Genomic DNA, 23,381 nt, shown 5'->3' with positions numbered 1-23,381 from the left:
GACGATGCATCTCGGTGTGATCGGATACGGCAATATCGCCCAGACCCTGCTGGACCTGCTGAGCCAGCCGGGCGCCCCCGCCGTCACCCGCGTGACGCTGCTGGTGCGCCCCGGCAAGGCCGAGGCGGTGGCAGAGGCGACCGGCGGTTCCGCCCTGCCCGTCGCGACGGTCGAAACCGCCGAGGCGCTGATCGCCGGCGGCCCCGACCTGGTGGTGGAATGCGCCGGCCACGCGGGCGTCACCGCCCATGTGACAACCGTCCTGCGCGCCGGGATCGACACCGTGGTCGTGTCGATCGGCGCGATGTCGGATGACGCGCTGGCGGCAGAGCTGAAGGCGGCGGCCAAGGCGGGCGGCGCGCGGATCGTGCTGCCGGCGGGTGCTGTGGGCGGGATCGACCTTCTGTCCTCGCTCTCCGCCTCGGGGCCTGTCGAGGTCACCTATCGCGGCATCAAGCCGCCCAAGGCCTGGGCCGGCACCCCGGCGGAAGCGGTCGCGGACCTTGATACCCTCGATCACGCACTGGTCTTCTTCGAAGGCACCGCGCGCGAGGCGGCCTCGCAATTCCCCAAGAACGCCAATGTGGCCGCGACGCTGGCGCTGGCCGGTGCGGGCCTTGATGCGACGCGGGTCGAGCTGATCGCCGATCCGGCGGCAGCGGGCAATATCCATGCCTATGAGGTTCGCTCGAGCGTGGCGACCTACAGCATGAAAATCGAAAACCTGCCCTCCAAGGGCAACGCGAAGACCAGCGTGTCGACGATCTATTCCGTCCTGCGGGAGATCCGGAACCGGCTGGCAGTGGTGGCAATCTGATGGATACGACTTTCGACGGGATGCCGGACGGGCGGCTTTATCTGGCTGGCGACTGGCGTGTGGGGACGGGGGCCGAGATCACCTCGGTCTTCCCGGCCGACGGCAGCGTCAACCGAGTGCTGAAGGGCGCCTCGCGCGCCGATGGGGAAGAGGCGATCGCCCGCGCCAAGACGGCGCAGGCCGATCCGGTCTGGCTGGGGCTGAAGCCGCATGAACGCGCGCGCTACCTCTATGCCATCGCCGACGGGATCGAGGCGAATATCAATCGGATCTCGCAAATCCAGACCCGCGACACCGGCAAGACCCTGCGGGAGACCGCGGCGCTCGCCGCCTCCGCCGCCGGCACCTTCCGTTATTTCGGCGCGGTGGTGGAGACGATGGACGAGGATCTGACGGTACAGCGCGGCACCGCGCTGACCATGTCGGTGCACGAGCCGTTGGGCATCGTCGCCGCGATCACGCCCTGGAACTCTCCGATCGCGTCGGACGCGCAAAAGGTGGCCCCCGCGCTCGCCGCCGGCAATGCGGTGATCCTGAAACCCGCCTCCTGGTCGCCGCTCACCGCGCTGGAACTGGCCCGTATCGTCGATGAGGCGGGCCTTCCCAAGGGTCTGTTCTCGGTGCTGCCGGGATCGGGGCGCGAAATCGGCAACCTGCTGGTCGAACACCCCGACATCGCCCGCGTCAGCTTTACCGGCGGCACGACGACGGGGCGCGCGCTGGCCCGCCAGGCAGCCGACAAGCTGATGCCGGTCAGCCTGGAACTGGGCGGCAAGTCCCCCACCATCGTCTTCGAGGACGCGGATCAGGATCAGGCGCTGGCCGGCATCCTGTTCGGCATCTTCTCCTCCTCGGGGCAAAGCTGCATCGCCGGGTCGCGGCTGTTCGTGCAGAAAGGCATCTATGACAGCTTCGTGCCGCGCCTGGTCGAGGCGACCAAGCGGCTGAAGGTCGGCCATCCCTTCGATGCCGACACCCAGGTCGCGCCGCTGATCCACATGGACCATCGCGAGGATGTTGCAGCCCATGTCACCTGCGCGGTGAAGGATGGCGCCACGCTGCTCTGCGGCGGCCATGCCCCCGAGGGCGAGGCCTTCGCCAAGGGCAGCTATTACCTGCCGACCATCCTGGCGGACGTGAAGAACACCGACCGCATCTGCCGCGAAGAGGTCTTCGGCCCGGTGCTGGTGGTGATGCCCTTCGAGGACGAGGCCGATGTGATCGCCCAGTCGAACGACAACGACTATGGGCTGGCCTGCGGCATCTGGACCCGCGATTTCCCGAAAGCCTGGCGGATCGGCCGCGCCATCCGCTCCGGCACCATCTGGCACAACACCTACAAGCAGTTCTCGATCTCCACCCCCTTCGGCGGTGAGGCCGACAGCGGCGTCGGCCGGGAAAAGGGCCGTCAGGGGCTGCGCGCCTATATGGCGCAGAAAAGCTTTTACACCGATCTCACCGGCCAGATGCATCCCTGGGCCGCAGCGACCGTGGAGGGGCTATGAGCACAGGCAAGATCGCCATCGTCGGCGCCGGGCCTTCGGGCTGCTTTCTGGCGCAATCACTGCTGAAGGCGGCGCCAGAACTCGAGGTCGATCTGATCGACCGGCTGCCGGTGCCCTATGGGCTGGTCCGCTATGGCGTGGCCGCCGACCATCAGGGCACCAAGGCCGTCGCCCGACAATTCGCCCGCGTCTTCGACCGGCAGGGGGCAGAGTTTCACGGCAACGTCACGCTGGGCGCGGATGTGACGCTCGAGGCGCTGCAAGGCGCCTATGACGCGGTGGTTCTGGCCGCCGGGCTCAGCAACGACCGGCCGCTCGACGTGCCTGGGGCGGCGCTTCCGGGCGTCTGGGGCGCCGGGCTGATCACCCGCGCGCTTTACGATCATCCCGACGCCGGCACCCTGCCCGATCTGGGCCCGCGCCCGCTGATCGTCGGCAACGGCAATGTGGCGATCGACCTGCTGCGGTTGCTGGCGAAACAGCCAGAGGAACTGGAGGGATCCGACCTCGGCCCCGTCGCCACCGACTGGCTGACCCAGAGTGGCATCGAGGAGATCACCATCACCGGCCGCTCCCCCGCCGCGCAGGCGAAATTCGACACGGTGATGATCAAGGAACTCGCCAAACTCTCCGGCGTGACCATCCATGTCGAAGGGGCCGGGTCCAGCGAGGATGCGGCCGAGGCCAAGAAGATCGAGGCCGTGCTGGCGCTCAACGGTCATGCCACCGGCCCGCGCCGGGTCACCTTCCGCTTCGGCCTGGCGCCGCTGGCGGTCGAGGGCGACGATCACGTCACCGGCATGCGGTTCAAGACGGACGCGGGCGAGGAAACCCTGCCCTGCACCTCGGTCCTGACTGCCATCGGCTTTTGCGCCGACGGGCAATTGCCGCGCGACGCACTGCTGGCCCGCGCGCAGGATATCGAGGCCGGCGTACTGGCGCCCGGGCTTTATGCAACTGGCTGGTTCCGCCGGGGCCCGCGCGGCACCATCCCGGAAAACCGCGCCGATGCCCAGGCGCTGGCCAGCCGCATTCTGGCTGATCTGACCCCCGATCCGGCGAAACCCGGCCGCGCCGTCCTGGCCGATCTCGACGCCCGGGTGGACTATGCCGGCTGGACCCGTATTGATGCCCATGAAACCGCCACGGCGCCCGAAGGCCGCGTCCGTGCCAAGATCGCGCGCCGCGAGGAGATGCTGCGCCGCGCCCGCGAAGAGGAAAGCTGACCCATGAAGATCACCATTCTTTACGGCACCGAAACCGGCAACGCCGAGATGCTGGCCGAAGACATCCAGTCGGAACTGGAAAACGACCATGAGGTCGACTGTCTGAACCTGTCGGACATGGGCGCGGGCGATTTCGATCCCTCGCGGTTCTATCTGCTGGTCTGCTCGACCTATGGCGATGGTGAGCTGCCGGCCTCGGCCCAGCCCTTTGCCGAGGCGGTCGCGGCGGAGAAACCCGATCTCTCGGCCATCAAGTTCGCCATCTTCGGTCTGGGAGACAGCGAATATGAAGAGACCTTCAACTTCGGCCCGAAGACGCTGGCCGAACTGATGCAAGCACAAGGCGCCACCCAGATCGGCGAACGGATCGCGCATGATGCCTCCGGCCCCGACATGGCCGAGGATCTGGCCTTCCCCTGGGCCGAGGCGGTGATCTCCGAAGCCGCCGAAGCGATGGGCGAGGACGCCTGATGTCGCCCGAAGAGATCCGCGACCGGCTGATCGTGCCCTGGAAACATGGCGATTTCGTCGATCTTCGGGGCATCACCTGCGACGGGCCGCTCGATCTGCAAGACTGCGTGCTGACGGGGGTGGATTTCACCGGCGCGCGTTTCAGCGGAGGTATCGACGCGCGCGGCGCCCGGTTCGACGGGATCAGCTGGTTCCGCGATGTCACTTTCGACGGCCCCGCCAAGTTCGATGGCACGAGCTTCATGAATGATGCGCGGTTCGAGGGCAGCCGCTTCGCCGGTCCCGCCCGCTTCCAGGGCGCGGAATTCCGCGGCATCGGCCGGTTCGACGCCACCCGCTTCGAGGCCGGCGCCGATTTCTCCGGCATGGTGAGTTATGGCAATGTCTCGCTTCAGGGACTTGAGGCGCGGGGCTCCGTCAACTTTCACGGCAGCGAATGGTTGGGCGGGCTATGGTGTCAGGATGCCCACCTGCCCGAGGGCACCGATCTGGGCGACACACAGGTGCATGGCCGGCTGTGGCTGCGCAATGCCCGGCGCGGCAACGCAGCGCTGGAAACCGGCGATTTCGGCATGTCCTTCGGATATACTTACCTGTAAACGACAGCCTCCTTCCGGCGGCGTCGTCGCCTAGCCGCGCCGCCCGGCGAAGAAATCCTTCAGCATCTCTTCCGCCTCGCGCGCGGCGATACCGTCATAGACTTCGGGCTTGTGATGCGCCTGGGGGTGCGAGAACACCCGCGCCCCATGCGCAACGCCACCCGATTTCGGATCCCCCGCCCCGTAATAGACCCGCGCGATCCGCGCCGCCGAGATCGCCGCCGCGCACATGGCGCAGGGCTCAAGCGTGACATAGAGATCGCAGCCCACCAGCCGTTCTGACCCGAGCGCGGCGCAAGCCTCTCGGATCGCCAGCATCTCGGCATGGGCAGTCGGATCGTTCAGTTCGCGCGTGCGGTTGCCGGCCACCGCCAGGACACGGCCATCCGGGCGACAGACCACAGCGCCCACCGGCACCTCGCCCCGCGCGCCCGCCGCCCTTGCCGCCGCAAGCGCCCGATCCATATGAGAAGTAAATCGCATGGCACTTCCCTGCCCCGCATTCCCCGCTTTCGCAAGCCCGCGCGATGAGCTAAGGCGCAATACATGAGCAAAGCCCCCGTCCCCCCCGCCCCCGAAGGCGACCGCATCGCCAAAGTGCTGGCCCGCGCCGGCGTCGCCTCGCGCCGCGAAGCGGAGCGCATGATCGAAGAGGGCCGGGTCAACGTCAACGGCAAGCCGATCGACAGCCCGGCGCTGAACGTGACGGCGAAGGATCGCATCAGCGTCGACGGCAAACCGCTGGCCGCGCCGGAGCCGGCACGGCTCTGGCTCTATCACAAACCCTCCGGGCTGGTGACCACGGCACGCGACGAACAGGGGCGTGAGACCATCTTCGACGCGCTCCCCGAGGAAATGCCCCGGGTGATGAGCGTCGGGCGGCTCGATCTCAATTCCGAGGGGCTGCTGCTGTTGACCAACGACGGCGGGCTCAAGCGGCAGCTTGAGCTGCCCTCCACCGGCTGGCTGCGCCGCTATCGGGTGCGCATCAACGGCCGCCCGGAAGAGAAGAATTTCGAACCGCTGCGCCAGGGCGTGGTGATCGAGGGCGAGAAATTCCAGCCGATGATCGTCAGCATCGATCGCCAGCAGGGCGCCAACGCCTGGCTGACCGTCGGCCTGCGCGAAGGCCGCAACCGCGAAATCCGCCGCGCGATGGAGGCGGTGGGCTTCAGCGTGAACCGGCTGATCCGGATTTCCTACGGCCCGTTCCAACTGGGCAATCTGAAAGCCGGCGAGGTCGAAGAGGTGCGCCGCCGCGTGCTGCGCGACCAGCTGGGTCTTGAGGCCGAAGTGGAAGACGCCGCAGGAGGGACCGCCAAGCCACGCCCGAGGCGGGGCGGCAAACCGGGAGACCGGCCCCAGGCGCGCGGAGGCGACAAGCCCCAGCGCAAGACCGAAACCGGCACCGGCAAACGGCCATCCCGTGGCGACAAGACAAGCGAAGCCGCGCCCGGAGACCGGCCAGCGCGCAAGTTCACCGCCAAGCCGGGCGCCAAGCCCTGGGAAAAATCCGGCGGACCGCGCGACACTCAGCGCGGCGACCGGCCCGAACGCGGCGCGAAACCTGCCGGTTCCAAACGCCTGACGCGCAGTGCCAAACCCGGCGTGGTGGATGAGACGACGGGCACGGCCCGCCGCAAGTTCACGCCGAAATCCGGCGCCAAGCCCGAGGACAAACCCGGATCGCGCCCGACGGGACCGAGCACCACCAGCAAACCCACGCGCCCCGGCCGTGCCACCAACCCCGGCGCCAGCCTGCGCGGTCGCCGTCCCGGGGGGCCCAAACGGGGGTGATTTTCCGGCGCTGATGCGCCGACCCGTCGGTTCCCCCTAGAATGCACGCGCGGCATGACCTAACTTGCAGATGTCTTTCATGTCTCTGGGGCCACCGATGTCACGGACCGGGCTACAAAAGTTCGCCTATATCGCCTTGCTGATCCTGCTATTCGGGGTCGCGACCGGCTGGCTCGGGGGGCTTTGAGCCATGGCGCAGCGCTTCGGCGGCAAATACAGCCCGACCGCCGGCGCCACCGGCGATCCCGTCACATCCGAGCCCAAGAGCGCACATCCGCCGCGCAGCGCCTACGCCGGTGCTCGGGTCGATCCTGCCGGTGCCCGCGTCAACACGCTGTTCCTGCCCGCCGCAGTGCTGGGGCTGATGTCACTGACCAATGGCGCCATCGGCATGGCAACCGGGCTGATCGGCGCGGGGCTCATGGCCGCCGCCGCCTTCATGACCCGCGAGGGGCTGAGGGCCGAGGCCGCCTATAACGCCCGCAAGGTCGCCCGCCGCCCCGCCCTGCCACGCAAGATAATCGCCAGCCTGCTGACCGGCCTGGGCGCTGGAGTGGCGGTCTGGCACCACGAGGGTGGCGTAATCGCCCCCGCACTCTATGGCGGGGCCGCGCTGATGCTGCACGGCCTCGCCTTCGGCATCGACCCGTTGCGCGACAAGGGGACCGAGGGCATTGACGGTTTCCAGCAGGACCGTGTCGCCCGTGCCGTCGAGGAGGCAGAGGCCTATCTTGCCGCGATGACCAAGGCGATCGGCCGCACCGGCGACCGGCAGATGGAAACCCGGGTGGAGCGGTTCCAGAAGACCGCCCGCGACCTGTTCCGCACGGTCGAGGAAGACCCGCGCGACCTGACCGGCGCGCGCAAGTACATGAGCGTCTATCTGATGGGGGCCCGCGACGCGACGGTGAAATTCGCCGATATCTACGCCCGCGATCACGACGCCCAGGCGCGCAGTGACTACAGCGCGCTGCTGGACGATCTGGAACAGAATTTCGCCGCGCGCACCAAGGTGATGCTACAAAACGATCGCAGCGATCTGACGGTCGAAATCGACGTGCTGCGCGACCGGCTGCAGCGTGAAGGGGTCCGGCTGGACTGACCACCCCCATATTAAACGAGGAACGCGTTACATGTCTGACATCATTCAGAAACAAGCCCAGGACAGCCAGACGGAAATCGAACAACTGGCCGCCACCCCCCTGCCCGAACCGGGCGGAGAGATCGTTCCCCTGCAGGAAGCCAGCCCCGAAGCCGGCACCGAGATCCGCAGGCGGATGTCCGAGATCGACATGGGCGACACCAATTCCATCGTCTCCTTCGGATCGGGCGCCCAGGCCGAGTTGCAGGAAATCAGCCAGGCGATGCTGTCGGGCGTGCGCAACAAGGACGTGGGGCCGGCTGGCGATTCCTTGCGCAACATCGTCACCACCATTCGCGGCTTCTCGGTCTCGGAACTCGATGTACGACGCGAACGCAGCTTCTGGGAAAAGCTGATCGGTCGCGCCGCCCCCTTCGCCAAGTTCACCGCCCGTTACGAGGAGGTGCAGAGCCAGATCGACAAGATCACCGATGACCTGCTCAAGCACGAACATACGCTGCTGAAGGATATCAAATCGCTCGATATGCTCTATGGCAAGACGCTGACCTTCTATGACGAGCTGGCGCTTTATATCGCCGCCGGCGAGGAGAAGTTGGCCGAGCTCGACCGTACCGATATCCCGGCCAAGGAGGCCGAGGTTCAGGCCGCCGCCGAAAACGATCAGGTGATGAAGGCGCAGGAGCTGCGCGACCTGCGCGCCGCCCGCGACGATCTGGAGCGCAGGGTCCACGATCTGAAGCTGACCCGCCAGGTGACCATGCAGTCGCTACCCTCGATCCGGCTGGTGCAGGAGAACGACAAGAGCCTGGTCACCAAGATCAACTCGACCATGGTGAATACCGTGCCGCTGTGGGAAACCCAACTGGCCCAGGCGGTCACCATCCAGCGCTCGGCCGAGGCCGCCTCGGCGGTGCGGGCCGCAAACGACCTGACCAACGAGTTGCTGACCGCCAATGCCAAGAACCTGCGCGACAGCAACAAGGTGATCCGCGAAGAAATGGAACGCGGTGTCTTTGACATCGAAGCGGTGAAACAGGCCAATGCCGATCTGATCGGCACCATACAGGAAAGCCTGCAGATCGCTGACGAAGGCAAGGCCAAACGCGCCGCCGCCGAGGCCGAGCTGACCAAGATGGAGCACGAGCTGCGCGACACGCTTGCCGCCGCCAAGGCGAAGAAGACCGGCCTGGGCGACACCGCCGGCACCGCCGTGCCGGGCTGAGGCCCCGGGGTGCGCCTGCGGCTTTCTTTGCGACACCGACCGCTAGCCGGTCTGGGTCTGGCGATCGCGCTGCTGGCCGGCTGCGAGAACAGTCTGCCGCGCCGGTCGCCGCTGCCGCAGGCCCGCCCGGCCGCCGTTGCGGTGCAGCCGCAGACACCGCAACCACCGTCGGACAAAAGCCTGTCGCTGGCCAGATATTACCGGGCGGTGCAGAACGATCTGTTGACGCAGGGATTGTTGCGCACCGATGGCGGCGGGCCCGACACGCCCTTTACCGCCGACGATCTGGTCCGCGATTTCATCAATATCGCGTTCTTTGACGAATACACCCGTGGCCCGCTGGCCGGAGGACGCGGCAGCGCCGGCGCGCTCAGTCGTTGGCAGGCGCCGGTCCGGGTCAATGTCGAATACGGCGCCAGCGTCCAGTATGATCAGCGCACCAAGGACGGCAACAGCATCACCGGCTATGTCCGACGGCTGGCACGGGTCAGCGGCCATTCGATCACCATGGCGCCCCGCTCCACCGAAGCCAATTTCCACGTCTTTGTCGCCGGAGAGGACGACAGCGCCTTTGTCCAGTCGCGTATCGCGCAACTGATCCCGACCATCAGCACGCCAGAGCTGGAGATGTTCGGCAACCTGCCGCGCAACTTCTACTGTCTGGTGATCGCGGTCGCCTCCCCTCGCAATCCCGATACCTATATCAACGCGGTCGCCCTGATCCGGTCGGAGCACCCCGATCTGGTCCGCCTTGCCTGCATTCACGAAGAGCTGGCCCAGGGTCTGGGCCTGCCCAACGACAGCCCCGAGGCACGGCCGTCGATCTTCAATGATGACGACGAATTCGCCCTGCTGACGCGGCACGATGAACTTCTGCTGAAAATGCTCTACGATCCCAGGCTGAGCCCCGGCATGACCCCGGACCAGGCCCGTCCGATCGCCCGGATCATCGCCCGCGAACTGATGGGACAGGCGCTGTGATCGCCTTCCCCACCTGCTTTTGACGAAAGGACCATACGAATGGGTATCTTCGATTTTCTCTCCGGCCAGTTCATCGACGTCATCCATTGGGTCGATGACACCCATGACACCATGGTCTGGCGCTTCGAGCGCTATGGGCATGAGATCAAATATGGCGCCAAGCTGACGGTGCGCGAGGGGCAGGCCGCCGTCTTTGTCCACGAGGGGCAGATCGCCGATGTCTTCACCCCCGGTCTCTATATGCTCGAGACCAACAACATGCCGATCCTGACCACGCTGCAGCATTGGGACCACGGCTTCAAATCGCCGTTCAAGTCCGAGATCTATTTCGTCAACACGACGCGGTTCAACGACCTGAAATGGGGCACCAAGAACCCGATCATGCTGCGCGATCCGGAGTTCGGCCCGACCCGCATCCGCGCCTTCGGCACCTATACCACCCGGGTCAAGGAACCGGCCCGTTTCCTGACCGAGATCGTCGGCACCGATGGTGAATTCACCATGGACGAGATCAGCTTCCAGATCCGCAACATCATCGTGCAGGAGTTTTCCCGGGTGATCGCGGGATCGGGCATTCCAGTGCTGGACATGGCGGCGAACACCGCCGATCTGGGCAGGCTGATCGCCACCCAGGTTTCCCCCACGCTGGACAGCTACGGGCTGGAGATGCCAGAGTTCTATATCGAAAATATCTCTCTCCCCCCCGCGGTCGAGGCGGCGCTCGACAAGCGGACCTCGATGGGGCTGGCCGGCGATCTGGGCCGTTTCACCCAATATTCGGCAGCAGAGGCGATGACCTCGGCGGCCGCCAACCCGGCGGGCGGCGGCATGGCCGCGGGGCTCGGTGCCGGCATGGGGATGGCGATGGGCAACCAGATGGCGCGTCAGACCGGCCCCTGGGGCGCCGCCCCCGCCCAGCAACAACCGGTCCAGCAAGCCGCCAGCCCGGTGCCGCCGCCGCCCCCGATCGAACATGTCTGGCACCTGGCCGAGAACGGCCAGACCAAGGGGCCGTTCTCGCGCGCCGATCTGGGACGGATGGCCAGCGCGGGAGAGCTGAAGCGCGATACCTATGTCTGGACCGCAGGCCAGGACGGCTGGAAGCGCGCGGAAGAGGTACAGGCACTGGCCCAGCTTTTCACCATCCTGCCGCCGCCGCCACCGCCAGGCGCCTGAGCCCCGATCAGCCCCCTGCCCGTTTCACCAGACAAGACCAGCCATGACCGCAACGCCACCCCCACCGCCTCCGCCCGGGGTGCCCCCCGCTCCGCCCGTCTCACCGGCGGCGAAGCCGACCCCCACCTCCGAGGTCCAGAACGGCGGCGAACACCGCTTTCCCTGCGAACAATGCGGCGCGGATTACCGGTTCGATCCGGGTCAGGGCCGGCTGGTTTGCGATCATTGCGGCCACACCCAGGCGATCGAGACCAGCCCTTGGGGCAAGGCCAAGCTGAAAGAGCTGGACTATGAGGCCGCGCGCGCCAATCACCTGCCAGCTTCGGACAGCGAGGAGACCCGCACCGTCACCTGCCCCAACTGCGGCTCGCAATTCGAATTCGATCCGGCGACCCATGCCGCCGAATGCCCCTTCTGCGCCACCCCGGTGGTCACCGACACCGGCATCAGTCGAAAGCTCAAGCCGCGCGGGGTGCTGCCCTTCGCGATTGACGAACGCGATGCCCACAAGGCGATGACAGACTGGCTGGGCCGGCTGTGGTTCGCGCCCAACGGGCTGAAGGAATATGCCCGCAAGGGCCGGCGGATGCAGGGTATTTATGTGCCCTATTGGACCTTCGACGCCGATACCCAGACCAGTTATCGCGGGGAACGCGGCGATACCTATTACGAAACCCGAACCGTAGTGCGAAACGGCCAACGGATGCAGGAGCAGGTGCCGCGCATCCGCTGGACACCGCGGTCCGGTCGGGTGGCGCGGTTCTTCGACGACATTCTGGTGCTGGCGTCGAGAAGCCTGCCGAAACGCTATACCGATGCGCTGGAACCCTGGGACCTGGCCTCGCTCGAACCCTATCGGCCCGAATACCTGGCCGGCTTCCGCTCAGAGGCCTATACCGTCGGGCTGGAAGAGGGCTATGGCGAAGCGACCGATTACATGGCCCGGGTGATCGAACGCGATGTGCGGATCGACATCGGCGGCGATCAGCAGCGGATCCATGCGCTGAATACCCGGATTTCGGACGTGACCTTCAAACATGTGCTGCTACCGGTCTGGCTGGCGGCCTATAAGTACCGGGGCGAGACTTATCGCTTTGTCGTCAACGCGCGCACCGGCCGGGTGCAGGGGGAACGGCCCTGGTCGGCGATCAAGATCGCCATCGCGGTGATCCTCGGGCTGATCGTCGCGGCCGTCGTCGGCTATATCGCCTCGCAGAACCAGTGAACCCGGCAAGGGGACGAGACCGCCCCTTGCACCCACTCCGGGGCGGATCCATTCTGACCGACAGAACCGCAAAGATCCCCGGGAAAAGTGACGCATGACCTTGGACGACCTCGACGCGCTGATGATGGCGCGTTTTTCCTGCCGCGCCTATCGCTCCGACCCGGTGCCGCGCCAGACGATCGAGGCGATCGTCGACACCGCCCGGCGGGTGCCATCGTGGTGCAACGCCCAGCCCTGGCAGCTGACCATCACCTCAGGGAAGGAGACGGAGGCCTTCCGCAGCGCGCTGCGGCAACAGGCGATGTCCGGGGCGCATGACCCCGACCTGGCCTTTCCGGCCAGCTATCCCGGCGTCTATGGCGACCGCCGCCGCACCTGCGGCTGGCAGCTTTACGACGCGGTCGGGGTGACCAAGGGCGACCGGGAGGCTTCTAACCGGCAGGCGATGCGGAACTTCGACCTGTTCGACGCCCCCCATTGCGCCATCGTCTCCTCGCCGGCAGAGCTGGGCGCTTACGGCGCGCTCGACTGCGGCGGTTTCGTCACCGCATTCTGTCTGGCGGCGGAGGCGGCCGGGGTGGCCACCATCCCGCAGGCGGCGGTGGCAAGCTTCGCCCCCTTCCTGCACAGTTACTTCAACATTCCCGAAGACCGGCTGATCCTCTGCGCGATTTCCTTCGGCTATGCCGACATGGGGGATCCCGCCAACGGGTTCCGCACCACGCGCGCCCCGGTCGACGAGATCGTGGAGTGGCGGGGATGAGCGGTCCGGTGATCCTCTGCTGCGGCGAGGCGGTGCTCGACCTGGTGCCCGCCGTTCTGGACGACAACGGCCAGGGCTTTCGCCCGGTTGCAGGAGGCGCCGCGCTCAACACCGCCATGGCATTGGCCCGTCAGGGCGTGAGCGCCGGGTTTGTCGGCGCGCTGTCCACCGATCCGGCGGGCGAGCGATTGGCACAGGCGATGGCGGCAGCGCAGGTGGATCTGTCCCATGCCAGCCGGTTCGATCGCCCCTGCCCGCTGGCGCTGGCGCAGCCCGTGGGCACCGGCACCCGGTTCGACCTTTACGACATCGGCACCGCCGGCGCGCTCTATGCCCCTGCCGATCTTCCCGAACGCCTGCCGAAATCCACTCTGGCGCTGGTCTTCGGCGGCATCAGCCTGATCGCCCCGCCAGCGGCCGAAGCCTTTGAAGACTTCGCCCGGCGCGAGGCGGCGAACCGGTTGATCTGGCTCGACCTCAATATCCGGCCCGGGCTGGTGCGCGATGCCGATGACTATCGGGCGCGGCTGAAACGCATGGTCGCGCTGGCCGATGTGGTCAAGGTGTCCGACGAGGATCTGGACTGGCTCGGTCCCGATGCGCTGGACGAGCTGCGCGCGACGGCCCCGATGCTGCTGCATACGCGGGGCGCCGCCGGCGCCATCTGCTGGCGTGGGCGCGAGGTTTTCGTTATGCCGGCCCCGAAGGTGGCCAAGATCGTCGATACCGTCGGCGCTGGCGATATCTTTGCCGCCGGCACGCTGGCGCATCTGGCCCGCGCCGGCCATCTGGCCAAACCGCTCACCCCACCGGAAGAGGCGCTGCGCCATGCGGTGGCCCATGGGCTGGCGGCGGCCAGCCTCAGCGTCCAGCGCCCCGGTGCCGACGCCCCCACCTGGAAGGAAACAGAAGAATGCGCGCATTAATTCAGCGGGTCTCGGAAGCCCGGGTCAAAGTCGACGGCGAAACACTGGAAGAAATCGAACAGGGCCTGCTGATCCTGATCTGTGCCATGCAGGGCGATACCGAGGCCAATGCCGACAAACTGGCCGCCAAGATCGCCAAGCTGCGGATTTTTCAGGACGAGGCCGGCAAGATGAACCGGTCGCTGCTGGACGTGGGCGGCGCTGCGCTGGTGGTCAGCCAGTTCACCCTGGCTGCCGATACCTCGCGCGGGAACCGGCCCGGCTTTTCCACCGCCGCGCCCCCGGCCGAGGGCGAGCGACTCTATACCTATTTTGCCGACCAGATGGCGGCACAGGGGATCACCGTCGCCCGGGGCCGCTTTGGCGCCGACATGAAAGTCGGGCTGATCAACGACGGGCCAATCACCATCTGGATGGATGTCTGAATGACCCCGAAGGAGCAGGCGCTGGCCATCTGGCGCGCCGGGGTGGCCGCAGTCGATGGCGACACCGCGACGCGGCGCAGGCTTGAGGGGGCCGAGGCGCCCGATCGCATCCTTGCCGTCGGCAAGGCTGCCGCCGCCATGGCCCGCGCCGCGATGGAGCGATTCCCCGGCGTGCCCACGCTGATCGTCACCAAGGACGGCCATGGCGCCGATCTGCCGGCGGAGGCCGAGTTGATCGAGGCCGCCCATCCGGTTCCCGACGCCCGCAGCCTGCACGCCGGCCGCGCCCTGCGCAAGGCGGTGGAGGCGATGGACGCGGGCTCCTCTCTCCTCCTTCTGGTGTCTGGCGGCGCCTCTTCGCTGGCCGAGGATCTGGTCGAAGGCTATGATCTTGACGACCTCGCCGCGCTGAACCGGCGGCTGCTGGCGGCCGGGCTCGACATCACGGCGATGAATGCCGAACGCCGCAGACTGTCGCGGATCAAGGGCGGCGGGCTTTTGTCCCACTTTCGCGGCGCGCGGGCGCGGGTGCTGGCGATCTCGGATGTGCCCGGCGACGATATTGGGGTGATCGGTTCGGGCATCGGGGCAGCCCCGCCTGCTCCCGGGTTCGACTATGACGCCGAGATCATTGCCTCCAATGCCATCGCCCGGGCGGCGGCGGCGGATCGGGCGCGGGCATTCGGGCTGGTGGTCCTGGCCGAGGAAGAGGCGCTGCATGACGACCTTGAGGCGCTGGCGCGGCGCTGGGGGCCCCGTCTGCGGACCATGGCACCGGGCGTGATCGTATTGGGGGGCGAACCCACCGTGCAACTCCCCGAACCCCCCGGACGCGGGGGCCGCAATCAGGCGCTCGCCCTGGCGCTGGCGCAAGAAATCGCCGGCTCTGTCGGGATCACCCTGCTGGTCGGCGGCACCGATGGCACCGACGGGCCGACCGAGGCCGCCGGCGGGATCGTCGATGGCACCACCTGGGGGCCTGGCGCCGCCGAGGCGCTGCACGCGGCCGATAGCGGCACCTATCTGTTCCAAAAAGACAATTTATTGACAACCGGTCCCACCGGAACCAACGTAATGGACCTTCTTGTCGCCCTACGCGCTTGACATCCAGTCGCCGCACACGCGACAAGGCCCGCATGACACTTCTATCCAACGCCCTGCGCGAGATCGAAGAGCTGCCCGACCTGGGTATCACCCTGTCAGACGGGTGCCGTCTTTCGGCACGGGTCTGGCGGCCGGTGGATGCGGTGATGGACCCCGTCCCGGTTATTCTGGAATACCTTCCCTACCGCAAACGCGATGGCACCACCGCCCGTGATGCGCTGACCCATCCATGGTTCGCCAAGCGCGGCTATGCCTGCGTCCGTGTCGACATGCGCGGAAATGGCGACAGCCAGGGGTTGATGGAGGACGAATATACCGCCCAGGAACAAGCGGATGCGTTGGAGGTGATCGACTGGCTCGCCCGTCAGGACTGGTGCAGCGGCACCGTCGGCATGATGGGGATCAGCTGGGGCGGGTTCAATTCGCTGCAAGTGGCGGCACTGGCGCCGGAACCGCTGAAGGCGATCATCACGCTGTGTTCCACCGTGGACCGCTATGCCGACGACATTCATTACAAGGGCGGCTGCCTGCTGAATGAAAATCTCGGCTGGGGGGCGACGATGTGGTCCTACTCCAGCCGCGCGCCTGATCCCGCGCTGGTGGGCGAGGCCTGGCGCGAGATGTGGCTGAAGCGGCTTGAGGCCGAGCCCTTCCTGCCCTCCACCTGGCTGCGCCACCAGCGGCGCGACGCCTATTGGCAGCACGGCTCGGTCTGCGAGGACTATTCGGCGATCAAGGCCAAGGTGCTGGCGGTCGGCGGCTGGGGCGACAGCTACAAGAACGCGGTGCCTCAGCTTGTCGAGGCGCTGCCGGGCGCCAAGGGGATCGTCGGACCCTGGGTGCACAAATACCCGCATTTCGCGGTGCCCGAACCGCGCATCGGCTTTCTGCAAGAGGCGCTGCGCTGGTGGGATCGCTGGCTGAAGGATACGCCCAACGGGGTGGAGGACGAGCCCGACTATCGCGCCTATCTGATGGATGGGCTGAAGCCCGCCCCCTGGTACGCTGAACGGCCCGGCCGCTGGATCGCCGAAGATCACGGCGCCACCGGTCACATCCCGGCGCAAAACCTTTATCTGACCGACGCCGGCCTCTCCGACACCCTCGGCCCGCTCGAGGCCAGCATCCGTTCGCCCCAGACCTGCGGCCAGGCCTCTGGCGAATTCTGCGCCATCTGGCTGGGGCCCGAGATGCCGGGGGATCAACGCGTCGATGATGCGCTGTCGCTGTGCTTCGACGGTGCCCCCACGACGGCGCCCACCGATATCGTCGGCGCCCCGGTGCTGCATCTGAAGCTTAGCGCCGACAAGCCGGTGGCCCAAATCGCGGTGCGGCTGAACCATCTGCTGCCCGATGGCAGCTCGGCGCGTATCACCTATGGCGTGCTGAACCTGACCCATCGCGACGGCCACGACAAAGTGACCCCGCTCGAGCCCGGTCGGGTCTATGACATCGCCGTGCCGATGGATCACATCGCTTATCGGCTGCCCGCCGGTCACCGGCTGCGGGTGGCGGTGTCCTCGGCCTATTGGCCGCTGCTCTGGCCCACACCGGAGGCGGCCACCCTGACGCTGACGGAAGCGCGGCTGGAGCTGCCAGTGCGCGCCACCGCGCAGGGTGAGGAATGCAGCTTTCCCCCGCCTGAGGCCGAAGAGCCCTGGCAAATCCGCACCCTGCGCGAGGACAATCACACCCGCCGGATCGAAACCGATCTGGTCAGTGGCGTCACCACGCTGGTGATCGAAGACGATTTCGGCAAGGTCGAAGACCTTGATCATAGGCTGATCGGCGCCTCGGTGGCGCGTGAACGCTGGTCCATCCACCCCGACGATCCGCTATCGGCGCGGGGCTGGTGCCACTGGACCGACGAACGCGAACGCGGCGACTGGCAGCTCAGGACCGAAACCCAGTGTGAAATGTGGTCGGATGCGACCCATTTCCACCTGCACGCCCGGATCGAGGCCTTCGAGGGCGGCAAAAAAATTCACCACCGGGAGGTCGCGGACAGCATTCCGCGCGACGGGCTCTAACCACGCCCTCAATAAATGTTGCGGGCAAAGGGCAAATGCGCGACCCTTTGACTCACCAGTCAATCAACCTGCACGCAAGATGCAGAGCGCATAATTTTTTCAAACGGGAGATCTCCATGAACGACAAATTGAAATTTTTCGCCGGTCGCGTGGTTACCGGCATGATGTCACGTCGTGAATTCTTTGGCCGGGCCGCCGCCCTGGGCGTGACCGCGACCGCGGCGCAAAGCCTGGTCGGCAGCGCCGCCCTGGCCGCCGGTCCGCAGAAGGGCGGCACCATCAAGGTCGGCATAGAAGGCGGCGGGTCTTCCGACAGCCTGGATCCGGCGCTGGCCGCCAATTCCACCATGACAACCATCATCCGCATGTGGGGCGAACCGCTGGTCGAGCTCGACCCGAAAGGCGGATTGCAGATGCGTGTCGCCGAAAGCGTCAGCAGTTCCCCCGACGCGCGGGTGTGGAGCTTCAAGATCCGCCCCGACATTACCTTCTCGAACGGCAAGACCGTCACCGCCGAAGACGTCCTGGCGACGATGGAACGCCATTCCGGCGAAGACACCAAATCCGGTGCGCTGGGGATCATGCGCGGCATCAAGTCGATGAAGGCCGATGGCGATGTCTTCGTCGTCGAGCTGGACCAGCCGAACGCCGACCTGCCCTATCTGCTGACGGATTATCACCTGGTGATCCAGCCGGACGGCGGCAAGGACGATGCAACCGCCTGCATCGGCACCGGCCCCTATGTGCTGAAATCGGCCGAAACCGGCGTGCGTTTCGTGTTCGAAAAGAACCCCGGGCACTGGGACGACAGCCAGGGCCATGCCGCCACCATCGAGCTGATCGTGATCAATGACGACACCGCCCGGATGGCGGCGCTGCAATCGGGCCAGGTGGACATGGTGCACCGGGTGCCGCCGCGCACCGCCGGGCTGATCAGCCGGGCGCCCAATATCACCGTGCGCCGGACCGCCGGACCGGGCCATTACGTTTTCATCATGCATTGCGACACCGCCCCCTTCGACAACAGCGATGTTCGCATGGCGCTGAAATATGCCATCAACCGGCAGGAAATGGTCGACAAGATCCTGTTCGGCTATGGCTCGGTCGGGAATGACACCCCGATCAACTCTTCCTACCCGCTTTATACCGAATTGGAGCAGCGGGAATACGACCCCGACAAGGCCCAGTTCCATATGAAGAAATCAGGCTATGACGGGCCCATCCTGCTGCGCACCTCTGACAACTCCTTCCCCGGGGCGCCGGATGCGACAGCTCTGTTCCAGCAGTCCTGCGGCGCGGCCGGCATCAATCTTGAGATCAAGCGCGAACCGAACGATGGTTATTGGTCCGAAGTCTGGAACGCCAAACCGTTCTGCACCAGCTACTGGGGCGGCCGACCGACCCAGGATTCGATGTTCTCGACCGCCTATCTGTCGACCTCGGACTGGAACGACACAAGGTTCAAGAACGAGAAATTCGACCAGCTTCTGTTCGCCGCCCGGGCCGAGCTGGATCAGGCCAAGCGCACCCAGATGTATGCCGATATGTCGACCATCCTGCGCGACGAGGGCGGGCTGATTTGCCCGATGTTCAACGACTTCGTCGATGCCACCAGCGACCGCGTCGCCGGTTGGGAAGAGGCGCAGAACGGCTTTGGGCTGATGAATTTCTATGCTCCGGTCAAGATGTGGGTGGCCGCCTGATATGGGGCCTGCTCTGAAACTGGTGGTCCAGCGCGTCGCGCTGGGCCTCCTTCTGCTGTTGCTGGTCTCCGCCCTGATCTTCGCTGGGACCAATATGCTGCCGGGCGATGTCGCCCAGTCCATCCTCGGCCAGTCCGCCACGCCCGAGGCATTGGCCAACCTGCGCCGCGATCTGGGCCTGAACGAGCCTGCGCTGACCCGCTACTTCAACTGGCTTGCCGGCGCCCTGCAGGGCGATCTGGGCACGGCGCTGACCAATGGTCAGGATATCGCCCAGGCAATTTCCCACCGGATGAAGAATACGCTGTTCCTGGCCTTCTGGGCGGCGGTGATCGCGGTACCGCTGGCAATCTTTCTTGGCCTCGTCGCGGTGCGCTTTCGCGACCGCTGGCCCGACAAACTGATTTCGGCGGCGACGTTGGCGTCGATTTCGGTGCCGGAATTCCTGCTGGGCTATCTGATCATGTATTTCATCGCGGTCAAACTGCGCTGGTTTCCCTCGGTGGCGATGATCAATGACAGCATGAGCCTGGGCGAGAAACTTTCTGCCATCGCCATGCCGGTGATGGTGCTGACGCTGGTGGTGCTAGCGCATATGATGCGGATGACCCGGGCGGCAATCCTGAACGTGATGCAGTCCCCCTATATCGAAACCGCCGACCTGAAGGGGTTGAACCGGTTTCAGGTGATCTTCCGCCACGCCTTTCCGAATTCGATCGCGCCGATCGTCAACGTGGTGATGCTGAACCTGGCCTATCTGGTGGTCGGCGTCGTGGTGATCGAGGTGGTCTTCACCTATCCCGGAATGGGCCAATACCTAGTCGATCACGTCTCCAAACGCGATGTACCGGTGGTGCAGGCCTGCGGGCTGATCTTCGCCGCCGTCTACATCGGCCTGAACATGCTGGCCGATATCGTCTCGATCCTGACCAACCCGCGCCTGAGGCATCCGAAATGAGCATGAGGATTCCGTTCGCCGCCGCGGTCGGCCTGAGCATCACCGCAATCTATTTCATCGTGGCGCTCTTCGCGCCGCTCATCGCGCCCTATGGCATGGCCGAGGTGGTCGGCGATGTATGGGAGCCGTCCAGCGCCGCCCATTGGCTGGGCACCGACAATATCGGTCGCGATCTATTGACCCGACTGATCTATGGCGGGCGCACCACCATCTTCATCGCCACCGCCGCCACGGTGCTGAGCTTTACCACCGGGGCGATCCTGGGCTTTCTGGCGGCCGTTCTCGGCGGCTGGGCCGATCAACTGATGTCGCGCGCCATCGACCTTCTGATGTCGATCCCGACGCTGATCTTCGCCCTGGTCGTCCTGTCGGTGATGCCGGTCACCGTGCCGATGCTGATCCTTGTCATGGGGCTGCTCGACAGCACCCGCGTCTATCGGCTGGCCCGCGCCGTGGCGGTGGACATCAACGTCATGGACTATGTCGAGGCGGCCAAGCTGCGCGGCGAGGGGCGCGTCTGGATCATCTTCCGCGAGATCCTGCCCAACGCCCTGTCGCCGCTGATCGCCGAGATGGGAATGCGCTTCATCTTCATGGTGCTCTTTGTTTCCACCCTTTCCTTCCTGGGCCTCGGCGTGCAGCCGCCCGCCGCCGACTGGGGCGGCATCGTGAAGGAAAACAAGGACGGTATCGTCTATGGCATCCCCGCGGCGCTGCTGCCAGCGGTGGCCATCGCGACGCTCGCCATCTCGGTCAACCTGGTGGCCGACTGGGTGCTGAACCGAACCACCTCGCTGAAAGGAGGGCGCGGCTGATGACGAATGCATTGCTTGACGTGCGCAATCTGAAGATCGGTGCCACCGCCTATCCCCCCGGCGAGCCGCCGCAGGAGATCGAGATCGTCCATGGCGTCTCTTTCACGCTGGAAAAGGGCAAGGTACTGGGGCTGATCGGTGAATCCGGCGCCGGGAAATCCACCATCGGGCTTGCCGCGCTCGGCTATGGCCGCGGCGGGGTCGAGATTACCGGCGGCGAGGTCTGGATAAACGGCCGCGATATCCTGAAAGGCGGGATGCGGGGCCTGCGGGCACTGCGCGGCGCGGAGGTGACCTATGTGGCGCAATCTGCCGCCGCCGCCTTCAACCCGGCCAAGAAGCTGATGGAGCAGGTGACCGAAGCCGCCATCCTGCACAAGAAATTCTCCAAGGCGGAGGCCGAGGCCCGGGCGGTGGAGCTGTTCCGCAAGCTTGGCCTGCCAAATCCCGAAACCTTCGGCGACCGCTATCCCCACCAGGTCTCGGGCGGGCAGTTGCAGCGGGCGATGACCGCGCTGGCGCTGTGCCCCGAACCCGATCTTGTGGTCTTCGACGAACCCACCACGGCGCTGGACGTCACCACCCAGATCGACGTGCTGGCGGCCATCAAGGAAGCGATCCACGACACCGGCGTCGCGGCGCTCTACATCACCCACGACCTGGCAGTTGTCGCGCAGGTGGCAGATGACATCATGGTGCTGCGCTATGGCGACAAGGTGGAATATGGCGCCACCGATCAGATCATCAACGCGCCGCAAGAGGAGTATACCCGCGAATTGGTCACGGTCCGGTCGATCCGGCACGAAGAAAAGGCGCCGACACCGGATGCGGTGCTCAAGGTCGACAGGGTCACCGCGCGCTATGCCGGGACCGCCTTCAACGTGTTGAAGGATATCTCGGTCGAGCTGCACCCTGGCCAGACCCTGGCGGTGGTGGGTGAAAGCGGATCAGGAAAATCGACCCTGGCCCGCGCCATCACCGGACTGCTGCCACCGGGAGAGGGCAGCATTACCTTCGACGGTCGCCGGCTGTCGCCCACGCTGTCCGGGCGAAGCCGCGAGGATCTGCGCGAACTTCAGATGATCTATCAGATGGCCGATGTGGCAATGAACCCGCGCCAGACCGTGGGCACGATCATCGGCCGACCGCTGGAGTTCTATTTCGGCATGCGCGGGGCCGAGAAGCGCCAGCGCGTCAAGGAACTGCTGGAAGAGATCGAGATGAGCGACGGTTTCATCGACCGCTATCCCGCAGAGCTGTCTGGCGGCCAGAAGCAACGGGTCTGCATCGCCCGGGCGCTGGCGGCCAAACCCAAGCTGATCATCTGCGACGAGGTTACCTCGGCGCTCGATCCGCTGGTGGCGGACGGGATCCTGCGGCTGTTGCTGAACCTGCAGAAACGCGAAGGCGTAGCCTATCTGTTCATCACCCACGATCTGGCCACGGTGCGGGCGATCGCCGATTCCATCGCGGTGATGTATCGCGGCGAAGTCGTGCGCTACGGCTCGAAGACCGAAGTGCTCAGCCCGCCTTTCGACGATTACACCGACCTGCTTCTCAGCTCCGTACCCGAGATGAAGCTCGGCTGGCTGGAGGAGGTGATCGCCCATCGCAAGATGGAAAGTGCAGGCAACTGATCCCCTGCCCCGGGCCGGTTTGTTACGGCCCGGGGCAACCGAAGGTTCCGCCCAAGATTGTGGCCTTGCGGGGCCCTCTCGCTATTAGGGTAAGAATTGAACCAAATCATAGATAATGATATTTATGCCCTAGTGAGGGCGCCATCCACCGATCCCGGGGCAAGGCGCACCAGTCTTCAAGTCACAAGGCAGAGCACAGGCATTCCATCCCTATCGGGCCGGTATAATTCCGCACGATTTTCAGGGAGGGACAACTATGAAGGACTGGGCCATTCACGGACAGGAAATCGGCAATTGCAATTGCAATCCCGGTTGCCCCTGTCAGTTCTCGCAATTGCCAACCGGCGGTTCCTGCGAGGCACTGCTGACCTTTCGCATCGACACCGGACATTATGGCGACGTCAAGCTCGACGGGTTACATGCCGCCTGTCTCTACAAATGGCCAGGCCCGGTGCATGAGGGCAACGGCCAGATGCAAATGATCATCGACGAAAGCGCCACGGCAGAGCAACGCGCGGCGCTCGAGGCGATCATGACCGGAGAGGACACGGTGGAGTTCGGCACCATGTTCTATGTCTTCAGCCTGATGAGCCCCACCCGGCACGAGACGCTGACCGCGGATATCTCTCTGGATTACGACGCCGACACCGGCATCGGCACCGCCCGAGTCGGCGATCTGGCGCAAACCTCGGTCAAGCCGATCCCCAATATCGTCTCGGGGGAACCACATGTGGTGAAAATCTCCCTGCCGGACGGCTTTGAATTCGCCGAGGCGACGATGGCCTGCGGCTCCACCATCACCCAGGACACCGCGATCCGGCTGGAGAAGAACACCGGCACCCACGCCCATATCGCCGATCTGCATATGACCGGCAACGGTATCGAACGGGCGGCCTGAT

At 65.7% G+C, this 23,381-nt stretch carries 22 protein-coding genes; 21 read left to right on the top strand and 1 reads right to left on the bottom strand.

Annotated features, from left to right (window positions below):
* Nucleotides 1-4: 4 nt before the first annotated feature.
* The 5 genes from G455_RS0109855 to G455_RS0109835 are packed head-to-tail and all read left to right on the top strand — an operon-like array spanning nucleotide 5 to nucleotide 4,618.
* Complete coding sequence (locus tag G455_RS0109855) at nucleotides 5-817, top strand: aspartate dehydrogenase (RefSeq protein WP_028093555.1); 813 nt, start codon at nucleotides 5-7, stop codon at nucleotides 815-817.
* Complete coding sequence (locus tag G455_RS0109850; RefSeq protein ID WP_028093554.1) at nucleotides 817-2,322, top strand: aldehyde dehydrogenase; 1,506 nt, start codon at nucleotides 817-819, stop codon at nucleotides 2,320-2,322. The genes G455_RS0109855 and G455_RS0109850 overlap by 1 nt, the downstream gene beginning before the upstream one ends.
* Nucleotides 2,319-3,548: an FAD-dependent oxidoreductase gene (locus G455_RS0109845; protein WP_035366549.1), complete on the top strand. Its 1,230-nt coding sequence runs from the start codon at nucleotides 2,319-2,321 to the stop codon at nucleotides 3,546-3,548. Before G455_RS0109850 ends, G455_RS0109845 begins: the two co-directional genes overlap by 4 nt.
* 3 nt (nucleotides 3,549-3,551) lie before the next feature.
* Nucleotides 3,552-4,019 (top strand): flavodoxin domain-containing protein, encoded by a 468-nt coding sequence (locus G455_RS0109840; RefSeq protein WP_028093552.1) that lies wholly within the window; start codon nucleotides 3,552-3,554, stop codon nucleotides 4,017-4,019.
* Entirely contained in the window at nucleotides 4,019-4,618 is a 600-nt protein-coding gene (locus tag G455_RS0109835) for a pentapeptide repeat-containing protein (RefSeq protein ID WP_028093551.1), read from the top strand. The genes G455_RS0109840 and G455_RS0109835 overlap by 1 nt, the downstream gene beginning before the upstream one ends.
* 30 nt (nucleotides 4,619-4,648) lie before the next feature.
* Here the strand turns inward: G455_RS0109835 and G455_RS0109830 are convergent, their stop codons facing one another.
* Nucleotides 4,649-5,101, bottom strand: a complete 453-nt coding sequence (locus tag G455_RS0109830; protein WP_028093635.1) for a nucleoside deaminase — start codon at nucleotides 5,099-5,101, stop codon at nucleotides 4,649-4,651.
* Nucleotides 5,102-5,164: 63 nt separating this feature from the next.
* Here G455_RS0109830 and G455_RS23740 point away from each other — a divergent pair, with 63 nt between their 5' ends.
* The 16 genes from G455_RS23740 to G455_RS0109745 all read left to right on the top strand — a co-directional run bounded on the left by G455_RS23740 (nucleotide 5,165) and on the right by G455_RS0109745 (nucleotide 23,380).
* Entirely contained in the window at nucleotides 5,165-6,415 is a 1,251-nt protein-coding gene (locus G455_RS23740; protein WP_084437041.1) for a pseudouridine synthase, read from the top strand.
* A 190-nt stretch (nucleotides 6,416-6,605) separates the two neighbouring features.
* Nucleotides 6,606-7,517 (top strand): 5-bromo-4-chloroindolyl phosphate hydrolysis family protein, encoded by a 912-nt coding sequence (locus G455_RS0109815; protein WP_028093550.1) that lies wholly within the window; start codon nucleotides 6,606-6,608, stop codon nucleotides 7,515-7,517.
* A 31-nt stretch (nucleotides 7,518-7,548) separates the two neighbouring features.
* On the top strand, nucleotides 7,549-8,739 hold the full coding sequence (locus G455_RS0109810; RefSeq protein WP_028093549.1) for a toxic anion resistance protein: 1,191 nt from the start codon (nucleotides 7,549-7,551) through the stop codon (nucleotides 8,737-8,739).
* Nucleotides 8,740-8,754: 15 nt separating this feature from the next.
* The gene (locus G455_RS0109805) at nucleotides 8,755-9,720 is read left to right on the top strand and encodes a DUF2927 domain-containing protein (RefSeq protein ID WP_169726938.1); all 966 of its coding nucleotides are present in this window, start codon (nucleotides 8,755-8,757) and stop codon (nucleotides 9,718-9,720) included.
* A gap of 39 nt (nucleotides 9,721-9,759) precedes the next feature.
* Nucleotides 9,760-10,896, top strand: coding sequence for an SPFH domain-containing protein (locus tag G455_RS0109800; protein ID WP_028093547.1), 1,137 nt, complete (start codon nucleotides 9,760-9,762; stop codon nucleotides 10,894-10,896).
* Between the two features lie 43 nt (nucleotides 10,897-10,939).
* The gene (locus G455_RS23735) at nucleotides 10,940-12,121 is read left to right on the top strand and encodes a TFIIB-type zinc finger domain-containing protein (protein WP_035366546.1); all 1,182 of its coding nucleotides are present in this window, start codon (nucleotides 10,940-10,942) and stop codon (nucleotides 12,119-12,121) included.
* Nucleotides 12,122-12,215: 94 nt separating this feature from the next.
* Complete coding sequence (locus G455_RS0109790; protein WP_028093546.1) at nucleotides 12,216-12,884, top strand: nitroreductase; 669 nt, start codon at nucleotides 12,216-12,218, stop codon at nucleotides 12,882-12,884.
* The gene (locus G455_RS0109785) at nucleotides 12,881-13,810 is read left to right on the top strand and encodes a carbohydrate kinase family protein (RefSeq protein WP_051312339.1); all 930 of its coding nucleotides are present in this window, start codon (nucleotides 12,881-12,883) and stop codon (nucleotides 13,808-13,810) included. Before G455_RS0109790 ends, G455_RS0109785 begins: the two co-directional genes overlap by 4 nt.
* Nucleotides 13,798-14,235, top strand: coding sequence for a D-aminoacyl-tRNA deacylase (gene dtd / locus G455_RS0109780; protein WP_028093544.1), 438 nt, complete (start codon nucleotides 13,798-13,800; stop codon nucleotides 14,233-14,235). The genes G455_RS0109785 and dtd overlap by 13 nt, the downstream gene beginning before the upstream one ends.
* Nucleotides 14,236-15,339 carry a DUF4147 domain-containing protein gene (locus G455_RS0109775; RefSeq protein WP_035366545.1) on the top strand — a complete coding sequence of 368 codons (1,104 nt, stop codon included), beginning with the start codon at nucleotides 14,236-14,238 and terminating at the stop codon, nucleotides 15,337-15,339.
* Between the two features lie 32 nt (nucleotides 15,340-15,371).
* Nucleotides 15,372-17,369, top strand: coding sequence for a CocE/NonD family hydrolase (locus G455_RS0109770; RefSeq protein ID WP_028093542.1), 1,998 nt, complete (start codon nucleotides 15,372-15,374; stop codon nucleotides 17,367-17,369).
* Nucleotides 17,370-17,485: 116 nt separating this feature from the next.
* Nucleotides 17,486-19,072, top strand: a complete 1,587-nt coding sequence (locus tag G455_RS0109765) for an ABC transporter substrate-binding protein (protein ID WP_028093541.1) — start codon at nucleotides 17,486-17,488, stop codon at nucleotides 19,070-19,072.
* Between the two features lies 1 nt (nucleotide 19,073).
* Nucleotides 19,074-20,030: an ABC transporter permease gene (locus tag G455_RS0109760; protein ID WP_028093540.1), complete on the top strand. Its 957-nt coding sequence runs from the start codon at nucleotides 19,074-19,076 to the stop codon at nucleotides 20,028-20,030.
* 2 nt (nucleotides 20,031-20,032) lie between these two features.
* Nucleotides 20,033-20,845, top strand: a complete 813-nt coding sequence (locus G455_RS0109755; protein WP_035366542.1) for an ABC transporter permease — start codon at nucleotides 20,033-20,035, stop codon at nucleotides 20,843-20,845.
* On the top strand, nucleotides 20,845-22,482 hold the full coding sequence (locus tag G455_RS0109750) for an ABC transporter ATP-binding protein (protein ID WP_028093538.1): 1,638 nt from the start codon (nucleotides 20,845-20,847) through the stop codon (nucleotides 22,480-22,482). Before G455_RS0109755 ends, G455_RS0109750 begins: the two co-directional genes overlap by 1 nt.
* A gap of 256 nt (nucleotides 22,483-22,738) precedes the next feature.
* Nucleotides 22,739-23,380 carry a DUF1326 domain-containing protein gene (locus G455_RS0109745; RefSeq protein WP_028093537.1) on the top strand — a complete coding sequence of 214 codons (642 nt, stop codon included), beginning with the start codon at nucleotides 22,739-22,741 and terminating at the stop codon, nucleotides 23,378-23,380.
* Nucleotide 23,381 lies beyond the last annotated feature (1 nt).

It is taken from the genome of Pseudodonghicola xiamenensis DSM 18339 (assembly GCF_000429365.1).
Classification (GTDB): domain Bacteria; phylum Pseudomonadota; class Alphaproteobacteria; order Rhodobacterales; family Rhodobacteraceae; genus Pseudodonghicola; species Pseudodonghicola xiamenensis.
This window is presented reverse-complemented; position numbering and strand designations above follow the sequence as displayed.